General features: G+C 63.0%; 16 protein-coding genes. 11 read left to right on the top strand and 5 right to left on the bottom strand.

Annotated features, from left to right (window positions below; translation table 11 throughout):
- Window positions 1-93 precede the first annotated feature (93 nt).
- Genes atzF through HMPREF9695_RS21465 form a run of 3 tightly spaced genes read right to left on the bottom strand, consistent with a single transcriptional unit; the run spans window position 94 to window position 4,216 of the window.
- Window positions 94-1,896 (bottom strand): allophanate hydrolase, encoded by a 1,803-nt coding sequence (atzF, locus tag HMPREF9695_RS21475; RefSeq protein WP_006023008.1) that lies wholly within the window; start codon window positions 1,894-1,896, stop codon window positions 94-96.
- A gap of 31 nt (window positions 1,897-1,927) precedes the next feature.
- The gene (locus tag HMPREF9695_RS21470) at window positions 1,928-3,508 is read right to left on the bottom strand and encodes a hypothetical protein (protein ID WP_006023007.1); all 1,581 of its coding nucleotides are present in this window, start codon (window positions 3,506-3,508) and stop codon (window positions 1,928-1,930) included.
- Window positions 3,509-3,517: 9 nt separating this feature from the next.
- Window positions 3,518-4,216, bottom strand: coding sequence for a cysteine hydrolase family protein (locus HMPREF9695_RS21465; protein ID WP_006023006.1), 699 nt, complete (start codon window positions 4,214-4,216; stop codon window positions 3,518-3,520).
- Window positions 4,217-4,600: 384 nt separating this feature from the next.
- Between HMPREF9695_RS21465 and HMPREF9695_RS21460 the strand changes: the two genes are divergently transcribed.
- From HMPREF9695_RS21460 to HMPREF9695_RS21435, 6 genes are all read left to right on the top strand, one after another.
- Window positions 4,601-6,460 (top strand): feruloyl-CoA synthase, encoded by a 1,860-nt coding sequence (locus HMPREF9695_RS21460; protein ID WP_006023005.1) that lies wholly within the window; start codon window positions 4,601-4,603, stop codon window positions 6,458-6,460.
- A gap of 85 nt (window positions 6,461-6,545) precedes the next feature.
- Window positions 6,546-7,745: an ABC transporter substrate-binding protein gene (locus HMPREF9695_RS21455; protein WP_006023004.1), complete on the top strand. Its 1,200-nt coding sequence runs from the start codon at window positions 6,546-6,548 to the stop codon at window positions 7,743-7,745.
- A 184-nt stretch (window positions 7,746-7,929) separates the two neighbouring features.
- Window positions 7,930-8,802 (top strand): branched-chain amino acid ABC transporter permease, encoded by an 873-nt coding sequence (locus tag HMPREF9695_RS21450; RefSeq protein ID WP_006023003.1) that lies wholly within the window; start codon window positions 7,930-7,932, stop codon window positions 8,800-8,802.
- 1 nt (window position 8,803) lies between these two features.
- Window positions 8,804-9,895, top strand: a complete 1,092-nt coding sequence (locus tag HMPREF9695_RS21445; protein WP_006023002.1) for a branched-chain amino acid ABC transporter permease — start codon at window positions 8,804-8,806, stop codon at window positions 9,893-9,895.
- Window positions 9,888-10,652, top strand: coding sequence for an ABC transporter ATP-binding protein (locus tag HMPREF9695_RS21440; RefSeq protein WP_006023001.1), 765 nt, complete (start codon window positions 9,888-9,890; stop codon window positions 10,650-10,652). The genes HMPREF9695_RS21445 and HMPREF9695_RS21440 overlap by 8 nt, the downstream gene beginning before the upstream one ends.
- Window positions 10,649-11,359, top strand: a complete 711-nt coding sequence (locus tag HMPREF9695_RS21435) for an ABC transporter ATP-binding protein (RefSeq protein WP_006023000.1) — start codon at window positions 10,649-10,651, stop codon at window positions 11,357-11,359. Before HMPREF9695_RS21440 ends, HMPREF9695_RS21435 begins: the two co-directional genes overlap by 4 nt.
- Window positions 11,360-11,448: 89 nt before the next feature.
- Here HMPREF9695_RS21435 and HMPREF9695_RS21430 read toward each other — a convergent pair whose 3' ends face one another.
- Window positions 11,449-11,973 (bottom strand): hypothetical protein, encoded by a 525-nt coding sequence (locus HMPREF9695_RS21430; protein ID WP_006022999.1) that lies wholly within the window; start codon window positions 11,971-11,973, stop codon window positions 11,449-11,451.
- A complete protein-coding gene (locus HMPREF9695_RS21425) occupies window positions 11,970-12,875 on the bottom strand; it encodes a helix-turn-helix transcriptional regulator (protein WP_006022998.1) in 906 nt (301 codons plus the stop codon). The genes HMPREF9695_RS21430 and HMPREF9695_RS21425 overlap by 4 nt, the downstream gene beginning before the upstream one ends.
- A gap of 159 nt (window positions 12,876-13,034) precedes the next feature.
- On the opposite strand from HMPREF9695_RS21425, the gene HMPREF9695_RS21420 reads away from it, so the two are divergent.
- The 5 genes from HMPREF9695_RS21420 (at window position 13,035) to boxA (ending at window position 20,249) form a co-directional block, all read left to right on the top strand.
- Window positions 13,035-14,585 carry a benzoate-CoA ligase family protein gene (locus HMPREF9695_RS21420; RefSeq protein ID WP_006022997.1) on the top strand — a complete coding sequence of 517 codons (1,551 nt, stop codon included), beginning with the start codon at window positions 13,035-13,037 and terminating at the stop codon, window positions 14,583-14,585.
- 114 nt (window positions 14,586-14,699) lie between these two features.
- On the top strand, window positions 14,700-15,521 hold the full coding sequence (locus HMPREF9695_RS21415; protein ID WP_006022996.1) for an alpha/beta fold hydrolase: 822 nt from the start codon (window positions 14,700-14,702) through the stop codon (window positions 15,519-15,521).
- A 104-nt stretch (window positions 15,522-15,625) separates the two neighbouring features.
- Entirely contained in the window at window positions 15,626-17,314 is a 1,689-nt protein-coding gene (boxC, locus tag HMPREF9695_RS21410; RefSeq protein ID WP_006022995.1) for a 2,3-epoxybenzoyl-CoA dihydrolase, read from the top strand.
- A gap of 118 nt (window positions 17,315-17,432) precedes the next feature.
- Window positions 17,433-18,878: a benzoyl-CoA 2,3-epoxidase subunit BoxB gene (gene boxB, locus HMPREF9695_RS21405; RefSeq protein WP_006022994.1), complete on the top strand. Its 1,446-nt coding sequence runs from the start codon at window positions 17,433-17,435 to the stop codon at window positions 18,876-18,878.
- A gap of 162 nt (window positions 18,879-19,040) precedes the next feature.
- Window positions 19,041-20,249 (top strand): benzoyl-CoA 2,3-epoxidase subunit BoxA, encoded by a 1,209-nt coding sequence (gene boxA, locus HMPREF9695_RS21400; protein ID WP_006022993.1) that lies wholly within the window; start codon window positions 19,041-19,043, stop codon window positions 20,247-20,249.
- Window positions 20,250-20,276 lie beyond the last annotated feature (27 nt).

Here is a 20,276-nt window from a genome sequence, read left to right as displayed (position 1 = left end):
TCGTCCCCCGCGGATGCGGGGACCCAGTTCTCGAAGAACTGGATTCCCGCTTTCCCGGGAATGAGCGGAGAGAGTTTCATGAAAGAAAAATCCCTAAGCCGACTTCGCCTGTGCCGCGACGAACGCGCGCCAGCCGCCGAACGAGGTGATGTCGCGCGCGCCTTCGGTCGCCGCGGCTTCGACCAGAAAGCCCTTTACACCAGAGCCGTCGGCGAGACGCACGGTGCCGATCGACAGCGGCGAGGGGATTGCCGCGACGAATGCGCCGAACGCCTTTGTCGGCAGTGCCCAGACCTCGACGGCAATGGCTGCCCCTGCGCCGGGCTCGACCCGCAGCATGCCGGGTTTCGGCGGCACGGTGCCTTTCAGCGCGTAGAGCTTGTAGTCGGGCGCGGTCGATGTCGCCTCGATCAGCCGCCCGCCCAGCGACAGCAGTTCATGATTGAGCGCCATGCCCGACAGATGCGCGCCGACCGCGACAATCGCCACCTCGTCGGTGCCTGGTTCTTTCGAGACAGGCGCGAGCGGCGGCTGAGCGACACCCTTCGCACCAGTTTTGAGTTTTGTGTCGGCGTGGAACACGCGCCCGATGCTGGCGAGCTGCGCATCGTGTCCGGCGGGTGCGAGCAGGGTGATACCGAACGGAATGCCGTCCGCGCGCATCGCGGCAGGCACGGCGAGGCCGCACATGTCGAGCAGGTTGACGAAATTGGTGTAGGTGCCGTTGCGGCTGTTGAGTTCGATCGGATTGGCCAGCACCTGCTCGACGGTATAGGCGGTCGGCGCGGTCGGCAGCACCATCGCGTCGATGCTCTCGAACGTGGTGCGGCTGATCTGCCGCATCGCTTCCAGCTTGTAGAGCGCAGCAAACGTGTCAGCGGCGGTGATCTTCTCGCCCTTCAGCGTGATCTCGCGTGTCACAGGATGCACGGCATCCGGATCTTTCGCGAGCAGGTCGCGGATCACCAGATAGCGCTCCGCCACCCACGGGCCTTCATAGAGCAGTTGCGCGGTCTCATAGAACGGCGCGAGGTCGAATTCGACCGGTACCGCGCCGAGCGCGATCAGCCGCGCCACGGCGGCGTCGTAACTTCTCTCCAAGACAGTGTCGCCGAAGAATTTTAACTGGCCCTTGCGCGGAATGCCGAGCCGGATGCCGGGCGGAAAGTCCGTCACCGGCCCGACGAAGCGGTCGCGTGAATAGGGATCGGCGGCGTCGTATCCGGCCATGACATTGAGTGCGATCATGGCGTCGTCGACATTGAGCGAAAAGATCGAGACGCAGTCCAGTGTGCGGCAGGCCGGCAGCACGCCGGAGGTCGACATCAACCCGAGCGACGGCTTGAGGCCGACGATGTTGTTGAGCATCGCGGGCACACGGCCGGAGCCCGCGGTGTCGGTGCCGAGCGACAGCGGGACGAGCCCTGCCGAGACGGCGACCGCCGAGCCCGAACTCGATCCGCCCGGCACGAGATCGCCGTTCACTGGATTCTTCGGAATGCCGTAAGGCGAGCGCACGCCGACAAGGCCTGTCGCGAACTGATCGAGATTGGTCTTGCCGATGACGATGGCGCCGGCCGCGCGCAGCCGCGCCACGGTGTTGGCGTCCTGCGTTGGCGTGTATGAGAACGCCGGACATGCGGCGGTGGTCGGAAGACCCGCGACGTCGATATTGTCCTTCACCGCGACCGGCACGCCGTACAGCGGCAGGGATGTGTCGCCTTTCGCCGCAAGTGCTTCTGCCTCAGCGATGGCGTCGGCCTCGTTGCGCAGACTGATGAAGACCGCGGGATCACCATGATCGCGAATGCGCTGGAAGCTGCGCGCCACAGTCTTTGCAGGTGAGGTCGTACCTGCGCGATGCGCGGCGACGATTTCGGCAACAGTCTCGGTCACAAGTCGCTTCCTGTCGTTATTCCTGGGAATTTCATTCAGCCGGTACGGCGGCAGTTTTCGGCATTGGCGCAGCCGCGCCAGAACGGGCGTAAGCGAAAAAGCCCGCAGCCACCAGAGCATAGGCCAGCGCCACGCCCGGCGTCACGGCGATGCCCACCGCCGGGCCGTGCATGAAACCGAAGAAAGTCAGCACCGCGCCTGCGGCTGCAAAGGCGGAAGCCTTGATGAAATCGCGCTCGATCACGAACACCGCCATCGCGGCCAGCACGAGGCCCGAAAGAATCGAGCCTTCGCCGAGAATTTCGAGGCCGTGATAGAGCACGCCGGTGGCGCCTAACTTCTCCATGCCGACAGCGGCGGCGCTGGTGCCAGCCGCCGTGAGCGCGCCGTCCACAAGGGTCTTGCCCCATGCGGCGAGATGCGGGGTCAGTGCCAGCACGATGGCCGGTGCGTGAGAAGCAGGCGTCGCCTGAAACGCCTGCGCGCCCACCAGCATGCCGATGTAAAGCAGGATCGGCAGGATCGCGACCACGGGCACGAGATTGAGCAGCAGCGAGATCACACCCAGCCACGCCAGCACGATCACCATCAGGCCGGTGGCGGCGGAATAGCCGATGCGCCCGCCCATCGCCTTCCAGCCGGGATGGCCGATATAGACTGCATTGATAAAGGGATTCCCCATCAGCGCGCCGATCAGGCTGACGACGCCGTCGGCGGTCAGCACGCGCGTGGTCGGATAGTGGTCGCCGGCGGCTTCGGCACTTTCCACATTGTCCATCGCCTCGACGAGGTCATAGACGCCGAACGGAATCGCGGTGACCAGAATAATGCCGATGAATTCGAAGCCGGAGAACACATGGCCGACGGCGGGGACCGGCAGCGAGAAGCCGATATTGCTGAAGGCCGCGCCGAGTTTCGCCAGACTCATGCCGCCGATGTTGAGGCCGAAGATGTTTGACCCCCACGCGATCACGGTGCCGACAAAAATCGCGACAAGGCCAGCCGGAATGTTCTTTGGATATTTCACGCCGCCGAACCAGCTTGCGAGGATCACGGCAAAGCATGTCAGGCCAATCGCCGGCGTCATGAACATCTCGAAGGCCGGGCGCATCGAGATGAAGGCGACGGAGACGCCGGCCAGCGTACCGAGCAATGCCGCGCGCGGCGTGATGCGCTGGATCCATGGCGCGATGAAGCCGCCGAGCATCAGGATGAAGCTCTGGATGAAGACCCAGGTGAGGCCCGCTTCCCATGCCTTGATCGGATCGTTGGTCTTGAGCAGGATCGGCAGCATGATGACGAAGGTGACGATGAACATGTGCGGCACGCTGACGCCCGACGGCAGCGCGCAGACGTCGTTGCGTCCGGTCTTTTGCGCGAGGCGATAGGCCAGCCAGGCGTAATAAACCGTGGAGAGACACATCATCAGTCCGAGCGCGGGCAGGATGCGGCCGAACACCAGCGAGTCCGGCATCTTGAGCACAAAGCGCAGCAGCGCCGTCAGCGTCAGCATGTTGACAAGGATGTTGGTGCCGAAGCCGAAAAAGGCGTTCCAGTCGCCGGGCGTCCACAGGACCGGTCTGCCGGAAGTCGCCGTGTCGGATGTGCTCATCGCGCGCCCCTATGCAATCATTTTCGATGGTTCGGAATTCAGTGCTTTCAAAACCTCGGAAGACGAGCTGACCCAGCCGAAGATTCCGCCTTGCGCCTTGATCATGCGCAGGCCCATCTCGTGAAATTCCGGGAAGTAGGAGGCGCAGCAATCCGCCAGCACCACGCATCGATAGCCGCGGTCGTTGGCTTCGCGCACGGTGGTGTTGACGCAGACTTCGGTGGTGACGCCGCAGACCAGAAGATTTTCGATGCCGTGTTGCTTGAGAATTTCGCCAAGCTCGGTGGCGTAGAACGCACCCTTGCCCGGCTTGTCGATCACGATCTCGCCCTTGACCGGATAGAGCGGCGGCACGATGTCGTGGCCCGCTTCGCCGCGAATGAGAATGCGGCCCATCGGGCCGGGATCGCCGATCCGCAACGACGGCGCGCCGCGCTCGATCTTGGCGGGCGGCGCATCGGACAGATCGGGCAGATGCCCTTCGCGCGTGTGAATCACCAGAAGGCCCGCTCCGCGAAACGCGGCCAGTACGTCGCTGCAGGGTTTCACCGCGCGGGTGAGCTGCGAGACATCGTTGCCGAGCGTCTCGCCGAAGCCGCCGGGCTCGAGAAAATCCCGCTGCATATCGATGATCACGAGCGCGGTCTTCGCCCATGCCAGTTCGACGGGCGCCGGTTCGGCTGCGAGCAAATTTTTGGTCGGTGGCATTCGCATCGCCTTCGTTAATCGGCGTTAACGAAGCAAGCGGTGTGCCATTGTGTACAACACACGGCGGAAGTGCATGCGCGAGAGATTGCCAATGCAAAACAAGGGTTTGGTATCAGCAGCGAGGCGCCGGCCTTTGCCAGAAGCCGCGCCTCGAATCGGCCCTGAGACCAATTTTTAGGCGGCATGCTGCCGCAGCCGCAGAGCGCGGACGGCGATTGACACGTTCTAAACTATCTGCATTATATTGCATCAGTCGCCGAAGAGCGGCAGGAGGAACTGCATTATTATTCTAAAGCATGCAGTCCCCCAGGGAGGGAAGCCAATGCCTGCGTTCGCAGTACCTGCGGCGGAAGAGATGCCGGCTGGCGCGCTCCGGGCCCAGTTATGATGGCGGCGGCCGCCCATCGTCAGGCCAGTGCGCAGGCGCTGTTCGCCAATCCCAGTATCGTGGCCGAGCGCAAGGCCGATGGCAGCATCTGGCTGAAATCGGTGACGCCGTTGCAGCCGTTCGCACGCTGTGTCGGCGACTGGCTCGAGCAGTGGGCGCGTGAGACGCCGGACACCGTATTTCTTGCGGAGCGCGGCAGTGCCGATGCGCCGTGGACCAGGCTGACCTATCGCGAAACGCTGCGGCGTGTGCGCGCCGCAGGCGCCTGGATTCTCGCGCAGGGCATGAGCGCGGAACGTCCGCTTGCGATCCTCTCCGATAATTCGGTGGACCATGCCGTGTTCATGCTGGCGGCGATGCATGTCGGCGTGCCTGCGGCGTCGGTATCGCCAGCCTATTCGCTGGTGTCGAAGGACTTCGACAAGCTGAAGAGCATGATCGCGCTGCTCGATCCCGGCGCGATTTATGTCTCCAGCGCGAAGATGTATGCGCCTGCGCTCAGCGCCATCGCGCCGCTGCATACGGCGATCGTGGTCGCGGGCGATCCGGGCGGGTTCGACAACGCGATCGCGTTTTCATCTCTGACCGCCGCTGCGGAAACGCCGGATGTCGCGCGCGCCTTCGCCGCCGTCAGCCATGACACCATCGCAAAGTTTCTGTTCACCTCGGGTTCGACCGGAACGCCGAAGGCGGTGATCAACACCCAGCGCATGCTGACATCCAATCAGGCTGCGAAAGCTCAGACCTGGCCGTTTCTCGGCGAACCCGGTCTCACCACGCTCGACTGGCTGCCGTGGAGCCATACCTTCGGCGCCAATCACAATTTCAACTGCGTGCTGCGCAACGGCGGCACGCTGTACATCGACAGCGGCAAGCCGGCGCCCGGCCTGTTCGCATTGTCGCTGGCCAATCTGCGCGATGTGATACCGACGGTGTACTTCAACGTGCCGCGCGGCTACGACATGCTGATCGCGGCATTGCGCGAGGACGACGAGCTGCGCCGGCGCTTCTTCTCGCAGGTGAAGCTGCTCTTCTATGCGGCGGCGGCGTTGCCGCAGAATCTGTGGGATGCGCTGGAGGCGCTGTCGGTCGCGACCGTCGGCCACGCGGTGCCGATGGTGTCGGCATGGGGTTCGACCGAGACCGCGCCGCTGGCCACCGATTGCCACTTTCAGGCGCAGCGCTCCGGCAATATCGGTGTCCCGATCCCGGGTACGGAAATCAAGCTGGTGCCGTCAGGCGAGAAGCTCGAGGCGCGGGTGCGCGGCCCGAACGTGACGCCGGGTTACTGGAAAGCGCCGGAGCAGACCGCGAAAGCGTTCGATGCCGACGGTTTTTACATGATGGGCGATGCGATGGTTTTCGCGGACGCAGCGCGACCCGAGCTCGGATTGTTTTTCGATGGCCGTGTCGCCGAGGACTTCAAGCTCACCTCCGGCACCTGGGTCAGCGTCGGTGCGCTGCGCATTGCGGGTATCGCCGCGCTGGCGCCGGTGGCGCAGGACATCGTGGTGACCGGTCATAACAAGGATGAAGTTCGCTTCCTGGTGTTTCCGAACATCCCGGCCTGCCGTGCGCTGACGAAACTGCCGGATGCTGATGTTGCCGAAGTGCTGCGTTCGCCTGCCGTGCGCGAGGCGGTGGCGCAGGGGCTCGCACGCCTGAAGGGGAAGGGCGGCGGCTCGTCGAGTTTTGCGACGCGCGCGTTGCTGCTGGCGGATCTGCCGTCGGTCGATGGCGGCGAAATCACCGACAAGGGCTACATCAACCAGCGCGCGGTGTTGTCGCGCCGCGCCGCGGATCTCAAACGGCTCGACGACGATGGATGCGGCGACTGGATCGGATGTCCGGCCTGATGGGCACAAGGCCGATCTTGAAACCGGCGGGTCATGCGTGCTGCAATCGGATTCAAACATAAAAACGAACGAGAGGGAGACGCCAATGTCGAAGATCATGAAGGTAAGCCGCAGGACGCTGCTGTCCGGCGCGGCGGGAGCCGCGACGCTCGCCGTGACGCCGCGCCTGTTCAGTCCCGCGATCGCGCAGAACGCGCCGCTGAAGGTCGGCCTGATGCTGCCCTATACCGGCACCTTCGCGAAGCTCGGCCAGTTCATCGATAACGGCTTCGAGCTTTACTATCAGCAGAAAGGCCTCAAGCTCGGCGGCCGCGAAGTGCAGTTCATCAAGGTGGACGACGAATCCAAGCCGGAAGCCGCGACCGACAACATGAACCGGCTGGTCGGGCGCGAGAAGGTCGATGTTGTGGTCGGCACCGTACATTCCGGCGTCGCCATGGCGATGGTGAAAGTGGCGCGCGACACCAAGACGATGCTCATCATTCCGAATGCGGGCGCGAATGACGCCACCGGCGCGCTGTGTGCGCCCAACGTGTTCCGTACCTCGTTCTCGAACTGGCAGTCGACCTATCCCGCCGGAAAGGTGATGTTCGATGCGGGCATCAAGAACGTCGTCACCATCACCTGGCGTTATACGGCCGGCGCGGAAATGATCAGCGCGTTCTCGGAGAACTTCACCAAGTCCGGCGGCAAGATCGTCGAGGACCTGACGCTGCCGTTCCCGGAAGTCGAATTCCAGGCGCTCATCACGCGTATCGCCACATTGAAGCCGGACGCGGTGTTCTCGTTCTTCGCGGGCGGCGGCGCGGTGAAGTTCGTCAAGGACTACGCAGCGGCGGGTCTGAACAAGACCATTCCGCTGTATGGTGCGGGCTTCCTCACCGACGGCACCATTCCAGCGCAGGGCGAGGCTGCCAACGGCATCAAGACCACGCTGCATTATGCCGACAATCTCGACAACCCGGCCAACCTCGCGTTCCTGAAGGCGTTCAAGGCCAAGACCGGCCTCGACGGCGACATCTATGCCGTGCAGGGCTACGACGCGGCGGCGCTGTTCGATATCGGCCTTAACGCCGTCGGCGGCGATGCCAAGGCGCAGGACAAGATGATTGCGGCGATGGGTGCGGCGAAGATCGATTCACCGCGCGGTCCGCTCTCGTTCAACAAGGCGCACAACCCGATCCAGAACATCTATCTGCGTGAGGTGCGCAACGGCCGCAACGAACTGGTGTCGATCGCGCAGGCCGCCGTCGACGATCCGGCCCGCGGCTGCAAGCTGGCGTGATGTGATCTTCGATGCGGATCACCGAAGGGCGATCCGCACACGATGTGTCATGGCCGGGCTTGACCCGGCCATCCATCTAAAGAAAAAAGTTTCAGGGATGGATTGCCGGGTCAAGCCCGGCAATGACAACCCGTTATTGTTGAAGGCTACATGCCCCGATGACGATTATGCCGGGATTTAACAGATGGACCTCGTAACCCTCGGCGTTCAGCTTCTGAATGCCATTCAGTACGGGATGGTCCTGTTTCTGGTCGCCAGCGGACTGACGCTGGTGTTCGGCATTCTCGGCGTCATCAACCTCGCCCACGGCGCGTTCTACATGCTGGGCGCCTATCTGGCCTACTGGATCGCAGCCTATACCGGCAGCTTCTGGGTCGCCGTCGTCGCGGGTGTGGGCATCGCCTTCGTTGTCGGACTGCTGCTGGAAAATGTGTTCATCCGCAGGCTCTACGGCCGCGATCATCTGGCGCAGGTGCTGCTCTCGTTCGGCCTGATCCTTGTTATCGATGAAATCAGGCAACTGCTGTTCGGCAAGGATGTTCATTCGGTGCTGCCGCCGGAAGGACTGCGCGGCGCGATCCAGCTCACCGACAATCTGTCCTATCCGGTCTATCGCCTTGCGATCTGCGCATTCTGTCTCGTCGCGGCTGCGATCATCTATTTCGTCATCACACGCACCAGGATCGGCATGATCGTGCGCGCCGGCGCGGAGAACCGCGAGATGACGCGCACGCTCGGCATCAGCTTCGACACCGTGAACCGTTACGTGTTTGCGGTCGGTATCGCGCTGGCGGCGCTTGGCGGCATCATTGTCGCACCCATCTCGACGGTCTATCCCGGCATGGGCGACAGCATGCTCATTCTCTCATTCGTTGTCGTGGTGCTCGGCGGCATCGGCTCGATTGGCGGCGCCGCGATCGGCGCGCTGCTGATCGGTCTCACCGATACATTCGGAAAAGTGTTCTTCCCGAGCGTCTCGAGCGTGCTGATCTATGTGCTGATGGCGGCGGTGCTGCTCTGGCGTCCGAACGGCATTCTCGGGCGGCGGGAAGTCTAGCATGGGCACGCAACGCGATCCGCGCGTATGGCTGGTGCCCGGTGTGCTTCTGGCGCTGGCGATTGCGCTGCCGTTCGTCGCACCGACCTATTATGTGCAGTTCATCAGCAAGGCGCTGATCATGGGCATCCTGGCGATGTCGCTCAACCTCGTGGTCGGCTATGGCGGACTGGTGAGCCTGTGTCATGCGGCGTTCTTCGGCATTGCGGGCTATGTGCTGGCGCTGGCCTCGCCGAAATACGATCCGGCCTCGCTGTGGTGGACGCTGCCGCTTGCGGTGGCCGCATCCGCCGCCGCCGCCGCAGTGATCGGCTCGCTGGCGCTGCGCACGCGCGGCATCTACTTCATCATGGTGACGCTGGCGTTCGGCGAAATGCTGTTCTTCCTGTTTCATGATTCGAAATTCGCCGGCGGCTCGGACGGCGCCTTCATCTACAACAAGCCGTCGATGATGCTGGGCAACATCACCTTGCTCGATCTGGAAAAGCCGCTGACCTATTACTTCGTCGTTCTTGCCGTGCTGGTGGCGGTGATTGCGCTCCTGACCATGATCGTGCGCTCGCCGTTCGGTCATGCTTTGGCGGCGGCCCGCGATAACGAGCGCCGCGCCCGCGCGCTCGGCTTTCCGGTGTTCCGGGTGCGGCTGACCGCGTTCGTGATCTCGGGTGCGATTGCAGGCATCGCCGGATATTTTGCCGCCGCACAGTTCGGCTTTGTCGCGCCGCAGATGCTGGGCTGGCATCTGTCGGCCACGGTACTGGTGATGGTGCTGATCGGCGGCCAGCGTTCGGTGGCGGGTCCGCTGGCCGGCGCGCTGGTGCTGATCGGGCTTGAGGAAGTTCTCAAGGCGACCACCGAGCACTGGAAACTCGCCGAAGGACTGATCGTCATTGTGATCGTGCTGATGCTGCCCAATGGCGTCCGCGATCTATTGAAGATGATCCTTCCTGCTTCAGATGCGCAATCTGGGGTGGAGTCATCAACCATCATTGCGAGGAGCATCGCGACGAAGCACTCCAGCTCTTTACCGGATGCTTCTGGATTGCTTCGCTCCGCTCGCAATGACGATGTGGTGGGAGGGCGTCATGGCTAGTCCCGACGTCGCGCTCCGGGCCGTCGGCCTGAAGAAACATTTCGGCGGTCTCACCGCCGTGTCCGATGTCTCGGTTGATGTTCACACCGGCGAGATCCACGCGGTGATCGGGCCGAACGGTGCGGGCAAATCGACGCTGATCAATCTGTTGTCCGGCGATCTGTCCGTCAGCGCCGGCGAGATCATGCTGGGTCACGACGACATCACGCGACTTGCGCCGGATCGCCGTGCCCGCGCGGGTCTGGGTCGCTCGTATCAGAAAACCACGATCTTCCCGCAGTTCACCGCGCAGGAGAATGTGCGGCTGGCGGCGCAGGCCCATGCCGCCTCGCCGCTGAAAATGTTCGGCAATGTGTTTTCGGATGCGGACGTCAACCGCCGCACCCGCGAGGCGCTGGAGCAGGCGGGGCTTGCATCGCGCGCGCAGATGACGGCGACCCATCTCAGCCACGGCGAGCAGCGGCAGCTTGAAATCGCCATGGTTCTGGCGACGCAGCCGCGCATCATCCTGCTCGATGAGCCGCTGGCCGGCATGGGGCAGTCGGAAGCGCGCAAGGTGGTCGATCTGATCGCGTCGCTGAAGAAAGGCCGCGCGGTGCTGGTGGTCGAGCATGACATGGATGCGGTGTTCGAACTGGCGGATCGCCTGACGGTGATGGCCGACGGCCATGTGATCGCCAGCGGCCTGCCGCAGGATGTCCGCACCGATCCCGCGGTGCGGCTTGCCTATCTCGGCGTTGAGGAGGACGCCGCATGAGCGCGTTGCTCGATGTCCAGAAACTCGAAGCGTTTTACGGCGCGGGCCAGGTGCTGCACGGCATCGGGTTGTCGATTGCGCGCGGCGAACAGGTGGCGCTGCTCGGCCGCAACGGCATGGGCAAGACCACGCTGCTGCGTTCGCTGATGGGACTCGTCGCGGACCGGCGCGGGCAGATCACGCTCAACGGCCGCGACATCATGCGGGCCGCGCCCGAGACAATCGCGCGCGCGGGTGTAGCGCTGGTGCCGGAGGGGCGCGGCGTGTTCGGCTCGCTGTCGGTGGTGGAAAATCTCGTGATGGCCGCGCGCCCCGGCGTCGACGGCCGCAAGGTGTGGACGCTGGAAAAAATCTATGAGCTGTTTCCGCGTCTGCATGCGCGGCGCACCAACGGCGGGCATCAACTGTCCGGCGGCGAGCAGCAGATGCTGACCATCGGACGCGCGCTGATGACCAATCCCGATCTGATCCTGATCGATGAGGCGACCGAAGGCCTCGCGCCGCTGGTGGCGAAGGACATATGGAAGACGCTTGGGGTCATCCGCAGCGAAGGCGTGGCGACGGTTGTGGTCGACAAGGATTTTCGCGCGCTGTCGCGGATCGCGGATCGCATGGTGATGCTGTCGAAGGGGACGGTGGTGTTCGACGGCACGCCGGCGGCGCTGGCGGAGAAGCAGGACCTGCTGGAGCAGCATCTGGGGGTTTAGGACCGGCATTGCGAGGAGCGCTTGCGCCGAAGCAATCCATCTTTCGAAAGTTAAGAGTGGATAGCTTCGCTTCGCTCGCAATGACGAAGCTAAGTGACGACCACCAGTCCCTTATCGCTCGCCGCGACAATATCCCGCTCCGGCGGCTGCGGCCATTGCACAACAAGTTTTCCGATCAGATCGCCGAGGCCATCTTCATCGAATGCATCGTAGAACACCGGCGTACTGGCGCGCGCGATGAACGCGTGCAGCAAATGCGCGGCGTCGTAATCATAGACGATGTCCGTCGGCACGATGCCCTCGCGCCGCATCAGGAAGCGGCGAAAGCCCGTCAGCCGCGCGCGACCATCATCTAGCGCAGCGAACGACAGCACGAGCGAGCCGTGCGGAATGCGCGGGCCATCCTGCATGCGGTCGAGCATCGGCAGCGCGTTGGCGTCAATGACGTCAGTAAGGGTGCGGAAGTCGCTCGACATATCGTCGATGTGCAGCGTGTTCCGGATCGCAACCATGTTCGCCGCGTCGAGTCCGCGGGCGCCGAGCAGATCCGCCAGTGTTTGTGCCGCCGCCGTTGCGACGGTCACAGGTGATGCGAGGCCGAGAACGCCGCTCATTGCGCGGCGACGGCGCGCGGCGCGAAGGTCAGCGGTTCCTTGGCCAACAGCGGCGCGACGGTGTCGGCGAGGCGCTTTGCCGCCTCCTCGACATCGAGGCCTGCGGTGTCGACCTGCGCCGACGCGCGCGCATAGAGCGGCTCGCGGCTGAGCAGGATGGTGCGCAGCTCCTGCATCGCGGAGCGATCGTCCGCCATCGGCCGCAGATCGCCCTGCTTGCGCACGCGCCCCATGTGCTCTTCCGGCTTGGCTTTCAGCCAGATCGTATAGAACGACGACAGCACCAGATCGAACGTGACCGGCTCGGAGACAATGCCGCCGCCGGTCGCCAGCACGATCAGCTCCTTGCGTGCGAGCAGTTGCGCCAGCGCCGCCTGCTCCATGCGGCGGAAACCTTCCTGGCCGTAGAGCGCAATGATCTCGGCGACCGAGAGGCCGTTCTGCTTCTCGATTTCCTTGTTCAGTTCGACAAAGGTCCAGCCGATTTTCTTCGCCAGCATTTTGCCGAGCGTCGATTTACCCGCGCCGCGCAATCCGATCAGCGCGATGCCGGCGAAGGTGTTGCCGCGCGCCGCGCCGTTGCCGGACAGGGCTTCCTTGGCCTGCGCGATCTGCTGCGGCGTCGCCGTTCGCATCAGATCGCGGATCACCAGCCAGTCGGGCGTTGTGTCTGCGGTCGGGATCAGGTCCTCGACATGCGCGCCCATCGCCGCGGAGACCCGGCGCAGCAGCACGATGGAGACGTTGCCCTTGCCGCTTTCAAGCTGGGCGATGTAGCGCTCGGAAATCCCCGACACCTTGGCCAGCGTCTTCCGCGACATGCCGCGCAGCGCGCGCATGGTGCGGACGCGCCGTCCAAGCTGCTCAAGGAATTGGCTTTCCGGCTCTACTTGCGGGGTCATCTCGGTTTCGACTCGTGGGCGCACCTGAAACATAATGCCGGAAAAGGTTGACAGCAAGCTCAGGCGGTGACTTTATATGAATTATAATTCTAAAACTGATCCAAGGGAGAGCGTCGTGCGGGTGAAGGGTGGACTGGGCACCGGCCCAGCGTCGAAGTCATGAGCGATTCAGGCGGCGGATACAATGCCGTGACCTACCTGCTCGACCGCAACGTCGACGCAGGGCGCGGGGCCAAGGTCGTGTTCAAGGACCCGGTGTCCGAGATCACCTATGGCCAGTTGCAGGCGCAGACGCGCCGGCTCGCCAATCTCCTGAAGCGGCTCGGCGTGCGGCGGGAAGAGCGCGTCGCGATGATGATGCTCGACACCATCGACTTCCCGGTCGTGTTCCTGGGCAGCATCCGCGCCGGCATCGTACCGGTGCCGCTCAACACCCTGCTGACGTCCGAACAGTATGCCTACGTGCTGGCGGATTGCCGCGCGCGCGTGCTGTTCATTTCGGAAGCGTTGCTGCCGGTGGTGAAGGATGTGCTCGGCCGCATGCCGGATTTGCAGCATGTCGTGGTGTCGGGTGCGAACGCCAACGGGCATCTGCTGCTCAAGGATGAACTCGCGAAGGAAAGCGATCAGTTCGCCACCGCCGCGACCCATCCGGATGAGCCCGCCTTCTGGCTCTATTCGTCAGGCTCGACAGGCATGCCGAAAGGCGTGCGTCATCTGCACTCCAATCTGGAGGCCACTGCGGAGACCTACGCCAAGAAAGTGCTCGGCATCCGCGAGGACGATGTCGGCCTGTCGGCGGCAAAACTGTTCTTCGCCTACGGTCTCGGCAATGCGCTGACATTTCCGATGTCGGTGGGTGCGACCACGATCCTCAATCCGGAACGTCCGACGCCGCAGGTGATGTTCGAACTGATCCGCAAGCACGATCCCAGCATCTTCTTCGGCGTGCCGACGCTGTTCGCGGCCATGCTCAACGACGAGGCCTTCAAGAGCGAGCCGCGCACCAAACGTCTGCGTGTGTGCACCTCGGCAGGCGAAGCGCTGCCCGAACTGGTGGGCCAGAGTTGGAAGGATCGCTTCGGTGTCGAGATTCTCGATGGTGTCGGCTCTACCGAACTGCTGCACATCTTCCTGTCCAATGCGCCGGGCGACATCAAGTACGGCACCTCGGGCAAGCCGGTGCCGGGCTATGCGGTGCGTCTTGTGAATGATGCGGGCGCGGACGTCGCCGATGGCGAGGTCGGCGAACTGATCGTCAACGCGCCCTCGGCCGGTGAAGGCTACTGGAACCAGCGCAGCAAGAGCCGGCAGACGTTTGAAGGCGGCTGGACCCGCACCGGCGACAAGTACACCCGCGATGCGGACGGACGTTACACCTACTGCGGCCGTTCCGACGACATGTTCAAGGTCTCGGGTATCTGGGTCTCGCCGTTCGAGGTCGAGAGCGCACTCATCACGCATCCGTCGGTGGCGGAGGCCGCTGTGGTGCCCGCGGAGGATTCCGAAGGCCTGCTGAAGCCGAAGGCGTTCGTGGTGCTGAAGCAGGGCGCGTCGGTCAGCGATCTCAACGGCGCACTGAAAGAGCACGTCAAGCAGAAGATCGGCCCGTGGAAATATCCGCGCTGGATCGAGGTGGTGGAGTCGTTGCCGAAAACCGCGACCGGAAAGATCCAGCGCTTCAAGCTGCGGGCTGGCGCGAAGCCCTAGCCCGTCATTGCGAGCGGAGCGAAGCAATCCACTCTTAACAAAAGAAAACTGGATTGCTTCGTCGCAAGTACTCCTCGCAATGACGAACTGAAGTGGAACGACGAGGAAGAACCAATGACCACTCTCCAGCCCTCCGGCCTGCTTCGTATCGGAGACAGCGATCTCGAATATCGCATGATCGGCCCGGCGCCGGACAAGGCGCCGACCATCGTGATGCTGCATGAAGGCCTCGGCTCGGTCGGCCTGTGGGGCGACTTTCCGGAAAAGCTGCAGGATGCGACCGGCGCGGGCGTGTTCGTCTATTCGCGCGCCGGTTACGGCAACTCGTCGCCGGCGAAACTGCCGCGTCCGCTGAACTTCATGGAGATCGAGGCGCTTGACGTGTTGCCGAAGGTGCTGGACGCCATCGGCTTCCGGCGCGGGCTGCTGCTCGGCCATTCCGATGGCGCGTCGATCGCGACGATCTATGCCGGCGGCATTCAGGATCATCGCGTGCGCGGCGTGATCCTGATCGCGCCGCATTTCATGGTCGAGGAGTTCGGTCTGGTTTCGATCAAGAAGACCAAACAGAACTACGACACCGGCGATCTCAAGCCGAAGCTCGCGCGCTGGCACAAGGATGTCGATAACGCGTTCAACGGCTGGGCCGATGTCTGGCTCGATCCGAAATTCCGCGAATGGGACATTTCGGAATCGCTCGCCTATGTGCGCGTGCCGGTGGAGATCATCCAGGGCTCCGACGATCAGTACGGCACGCTGCGCCACATCGAGATTGCGCAGGCCGAGTGCTACTGCCCGGTGGACGTGACGATCATTCCCGGCGCGGGCCATTCGCCCCATCGCGAGACTCCCGAACCCACCCTCCGGGCCGCGGCGGATTTCGCCAACCGGCTGCTGTCCCTGCATGGCGAGGGCGCCGTGGGCCAGGCTGCCTGACATGCAAAAAAGTGCATGTTGAGTGCAATATAAAGCTGGACGCGTCCCTTAACCTGCATTATTGTGCATTATAATTCAGATTTCATCCGGATCGAGAGACAGACATGGCCGCGGAAGACCGAAAACTCGCCAACAGCGCGACCTTCATCGATTTCCAGACCGAGCCATCGAAGTACCGGCACTGGAAACTCGATGTGGCGGGCGATGTCGCCACCCTGACCATGGATGTCGACGAGAACGGCGGCCTGTTCGAGGGCTACCTGCTCAAGCTGAATTCCTACGACCTCGGCGTCGACATTGAACTCGCCGACGCCGTGCAGCGGCTGCGCTTCGAGCGCCCGGAAGTGAAGGTGGTGCTGCTGCGCTCGGGCAAGAACCGCGTGTTCTGCGCCGGCGCCAACATCCGCATGCTCGCGGGTTCGACCCACGCGCACAAGGTGAACTTTTGCAAGTTCACCAACGAGACCCGTAACGGCATCGAGGATTCGTCGGAGAATTCCGGCCAGCGTTTCATCTGCGTGGTGAACGGTACCGCGGCCGGCGGAGGCTATGAACTCGCACTCGCCGCCGACCACATCATCATGGCGGACGACGGTTCGGCTGCCGTCGCGCTTCCCGAAGTGCCGCTGCTTGCGGTGCTGCCGGGCACCGGCGGGCTCACCCGCGTTGTCGACAAGCGCAAGGTCCGGCGCGATCACGCCGACTTCTTCTGCACCATCGAGGAAGGCATCAAGGGCAAGCGCGCCGTGCAGTGGCGACTGGTGGACGAGATCGTCTCCAACTCCAAACTCGAAGCGAAGGTCGCGGAGCGCGCGAAGGAATTTGCGGACAAATCCAAACGCAACGGCGAAGGGCAGGGCATCGCGCTGACGCCACTGAAGCGCAGCTTCACCGACGATGGCATTCGCTACGGCTTCGTCAGCGTCGATCTCAATCGCGCGGGACGCATCGCCACCATCACCATCAAGGCGCCGGAGAACGATCCGCCCGCCGATGTCGCGGGCATGACGGCGCAGGGCGCGGATTTCTGGCCGCTGCAGGTTGCGCGCGAGCTCGACGACGCCATCCTGCATCTGCGGATCAACGAGCTTGAAATCGCGATGCTGGTGTTCAAGTCGGTCGGCGAACGCTCTCGTGTGCTGGCCTATGATGCGTTCCTCGAAGCCAACAGGGCCAACTGGCTGGTCAATGAGATCCGTCATTACTGGAAACGCGTGCTCAAGCGCATCGATGTCACCTCGCGCACGCTGGTGACGCTGGTCGAGCCAGGCTCCTGCTTCGTCGGCACGCTGGCGGAACTCGTGTTCGCATCCGACCGCTCCTACATGCTGATCGGCGAGAAGCAGGGCGACAACCGCGCGCCGGCGGAGATCATTCTCTCGCCTGCGAACTTCGGTCCCTATCCGATGAGCCACGGCCTCACGCGGCTGGAATCGCGCTTCCAGGCCGATCCGTCGGATGTCGAAACGGCGAAGGCGAAGATCGGCGAAGCGCTCGATGCCGAGGCGGCGGAAGAACTTGGCCTTGTCACCTTCGCCCTCGATGACATCGACTGGGACGATGAAGTGCGCGTGTTCCTTGAAGAGCGCACGTCGTTCTCGCCTGACAGTCTCACCGGCATGGAAGCGAACCTGCGCTTCGTCGGGCCCGAGACCATGGAATCGAAAATCTTTTCGCGGCTCACGGCGTGGCAGAACTGGATCTTCCAGCGGCCGAATGCGGTGGGGGAAAACGGCGCACTGCAACGCTACGGCACCGGCGAGCGCGCGCAGTTCGACATGACGAGGGTTTGAGAAATTTAAATGCCGTCATTGCGAGCGAAGCGAAGCAATCCAGAGCCACATAAAGAAGCTGGATTGCTTCGTCGCTTCGCTCCTCGCAATGACAAAGAAACCTGACGGAGAGCACGCCATGAACATCATGAACGTCGACTACACCACCAAGATCCCGAACAACGTCAATCTCGCCGAAGACCGTCAGGTGCTGAAAGCGCTGGAGGGCTGGCATCCGGGCTATCTGGACTGGTGGAACGACATGGGTCCGGACGGCTTCCAGGAATCGCTGGTCTATCTGCGCACCGCGATCAGTGTCGACCCGAAGGGCTGGGCCAAGTTCGATTACGTCCGCATGCCGGAATATCGCTGGGGCGTCTTGCTGGCGCCGCAGGATGAGCAGCGCCTGGTGAATTTCGGTCAGCACAAGGGCGAGAAGGCCTGGCAGGAAGTGCCCGGCGAATATCGCGCGATGCTGCGCCGCCTCGTTGTTATTCAGGGCGACACCGAACCGGCCTCGGTCGAGCAGCAGCGTCATCTGGGTAAAACAGCGCCGTCGCTCTACGACATGCGCAACCTGTTTCAGGTCAACGTGGAAGAAGGCCGCCATCTCTGGGCGATGGTTTATCTGCTGCAGAAGTATTTCGGCCGCGACGGCCGCGAGGAAGCCGACGATCTGCTGCGCCGCCGTTCGGGCGACGAAGACGCGCCGCGCATGTTAGGAGCCTTCAATGAAGCGACGCCGGACTGGCTGTCGTTCTTCATGTTCACCTTCTTCACCGACCGCGACGGCAAGATGCAGCTCGAGTCGCTCGCGCAATCGGGTTTCGACCCGCTGTCGCGCACCTGCCGCTTCATGCTGACGGAAGAAGCCCATCACATGTTCGTCGGCGAGACGGGCGTCAGCCGCGTGCTTCAACGCACTTGCGAGGCGATGAAGGCGGCCGGAATCGAAGACCCGAATGAGATCGAGCGGGTCCGCGCGCTCGGCGTCATCGATCTGCCGACCATGCAGAAGAAGATGAATCTGCATTATTCGCTGTCGCTCGATCTGTTCGGATCGGAGGTCTCGACCAACGCCGCGAACTTCTACAATGCTGGCCTCAAGGGCCGCTTTCAGGAAACCAAGATCGACGACGATCATCGCCTGACCAATGACATCTACAAGGTGCTCAAAATGGTTGATGGCAAGATCACGCTGGTGGACGAGCCCGCGCTCACCGCACTCAACATGCGCCTGCGCGACGATTACACCGAAGACTGCGCCAAGGGTGTCGAGCGCTGGAACAAGGTGATCGAGAAGGCGGGCGTGAATTTCCGCCTGGAACTGCCGCACACCGCGTTCCACCGCCAGATCGGTGAATTCGCCAATGTGCAGGCGACGCCGAAGGGCATTATTGTTTCCGATGCCGAGTGGGCGAAGGTTCGCGACGACTATCTGCCCTCGACCGCGGACGGCGATTTCATTTCCTCGCTGATGGAGCCGGTCTCCGAGCCCGGCAAGTTCGCGAACTGGATCGCACCGCCCAAGGTGGGCATCGACAACAAGCCCGGCGACTTCGAATATGTGAAGATTGCGGCGTGAGACTCTTCCCCTCTCCCCTTGTGGGAGAGGGGGCCCGAGCAAAGCGGGGGCGGGTGAGGGGTTCTTTTAACATCGTAACCCCTCACCCGGCTCAGTTTCGCTCCGCTCAACTTCGCCACCCTCTCCCACAAGGGGAGAGGGGAAGAAAGTCGAAGATCAACCATGAATACTCCAGTCACAGACCTCATCAAGCAGCACCTGATCGACCCGGAAATCTGCATTCGCTGCAACACCTGCGAAGAGACATGTCCGGTCGATGCGGTGACGCATGACGGCAACAACTATGTTGTCGATGCGAGCATCTGCAATCACTGCATGGACTGTATTTCGCCGTGTCCCACCGGCTCGATCGACAACTGGCGTGTGGTGACGAGGGCCTATTCCCTTGAAGAGCAATTCTCGTGGGAGGAATTGCCGAAGCAGGAAGAGGTCGCCGCTGTCGCTTCGGGTGAGGGCGGCGCGGTCGAGGCGCTGGAGGATGAAGTCTCACGGCTGCTGGAAGAAGCCCGCAAGGGCCTCGGCGGCAAGCCGGTCGCACCGCATTCCGCCAGCAAGCCGACAGTCAATCTCTACAACCGTGGCAAGCCGGCGACGGCGACGGTCACCGGAAATTTCCGTCTCACCGATGCCAATGCCGATTCCGATGTGCGTCACATCATCCTGGATTTCGGCGATCAGCCGTTCCCGGTGCTGGAAGGCCAGAGCATCGGCATCGTCGCGCCCGGCACCGACGAGAACGGCAAGCCGCATGTCGCGCGGCTCTATTCGGTGGCAAGCCCCCGCGGCGGCGAGAAGCCCAACACCAACAATCTCGCGCTCACAGTGAAGCGCGAGGACAACGGCGTCTGCTCGAATTATCTGTGCGATCTGCCGCGCGGCGCGAAGCTTGAGGTCACCGGTCCGTTCGGCGCCACCTTCCTGATGCCGGACGATCCCGCCGCAAACATCATCATGATCTGCACCGGCACGGGTTCGGCGCCGTTCCGCGGCTTTACCGAGCGCCGCCGCCGCGCGATGCCGGATGCACCGGGACGGTTGCTGCTGTTCTTCGGCGCGCGGCGTCCGGAAGAACTGCCGTACTTCGGGCCGTTGCAAAAGGTGCCGGAAAAGCTGCTCGGCAAATACTTCTGCTATTCACGCGTGCCGGATCAGCCGCGTGTCTATGTGCAGGATCGGATCCGCAGCGAGATGGCGCAGATCGCCGCGCTGCTGCGTGACGACAAGACCCATGTCTACATCTGCGGATTGAAAGGCATGGAGAGCGGCGTCGATGAAGCCTTTGCGGATGCTTGCCGCGCGGCGTCGATCGATTGGTCGGCGCTGAAACCCGTGATGCGCGAAAGCGGCCGTTATCACGTCGAGACGTATTGATAGCCTCGTCATTGCGAGGAGCGTTCG

The organism is Afipia broomeae ATCC 49717 (assembly GCF_000314675.2).
Lineage (GTDB): Bacteria > Pseudomonadota > Alphaproteobacteria > Rhizobiales > Xanthobacteraceae > Afipia > Afipia broomeae.
The sequence above is the reverse complement of the archived record's forward strand: the minus strand, read 5'-3'. Positions and strand labels throughout refer to the sequence as shown.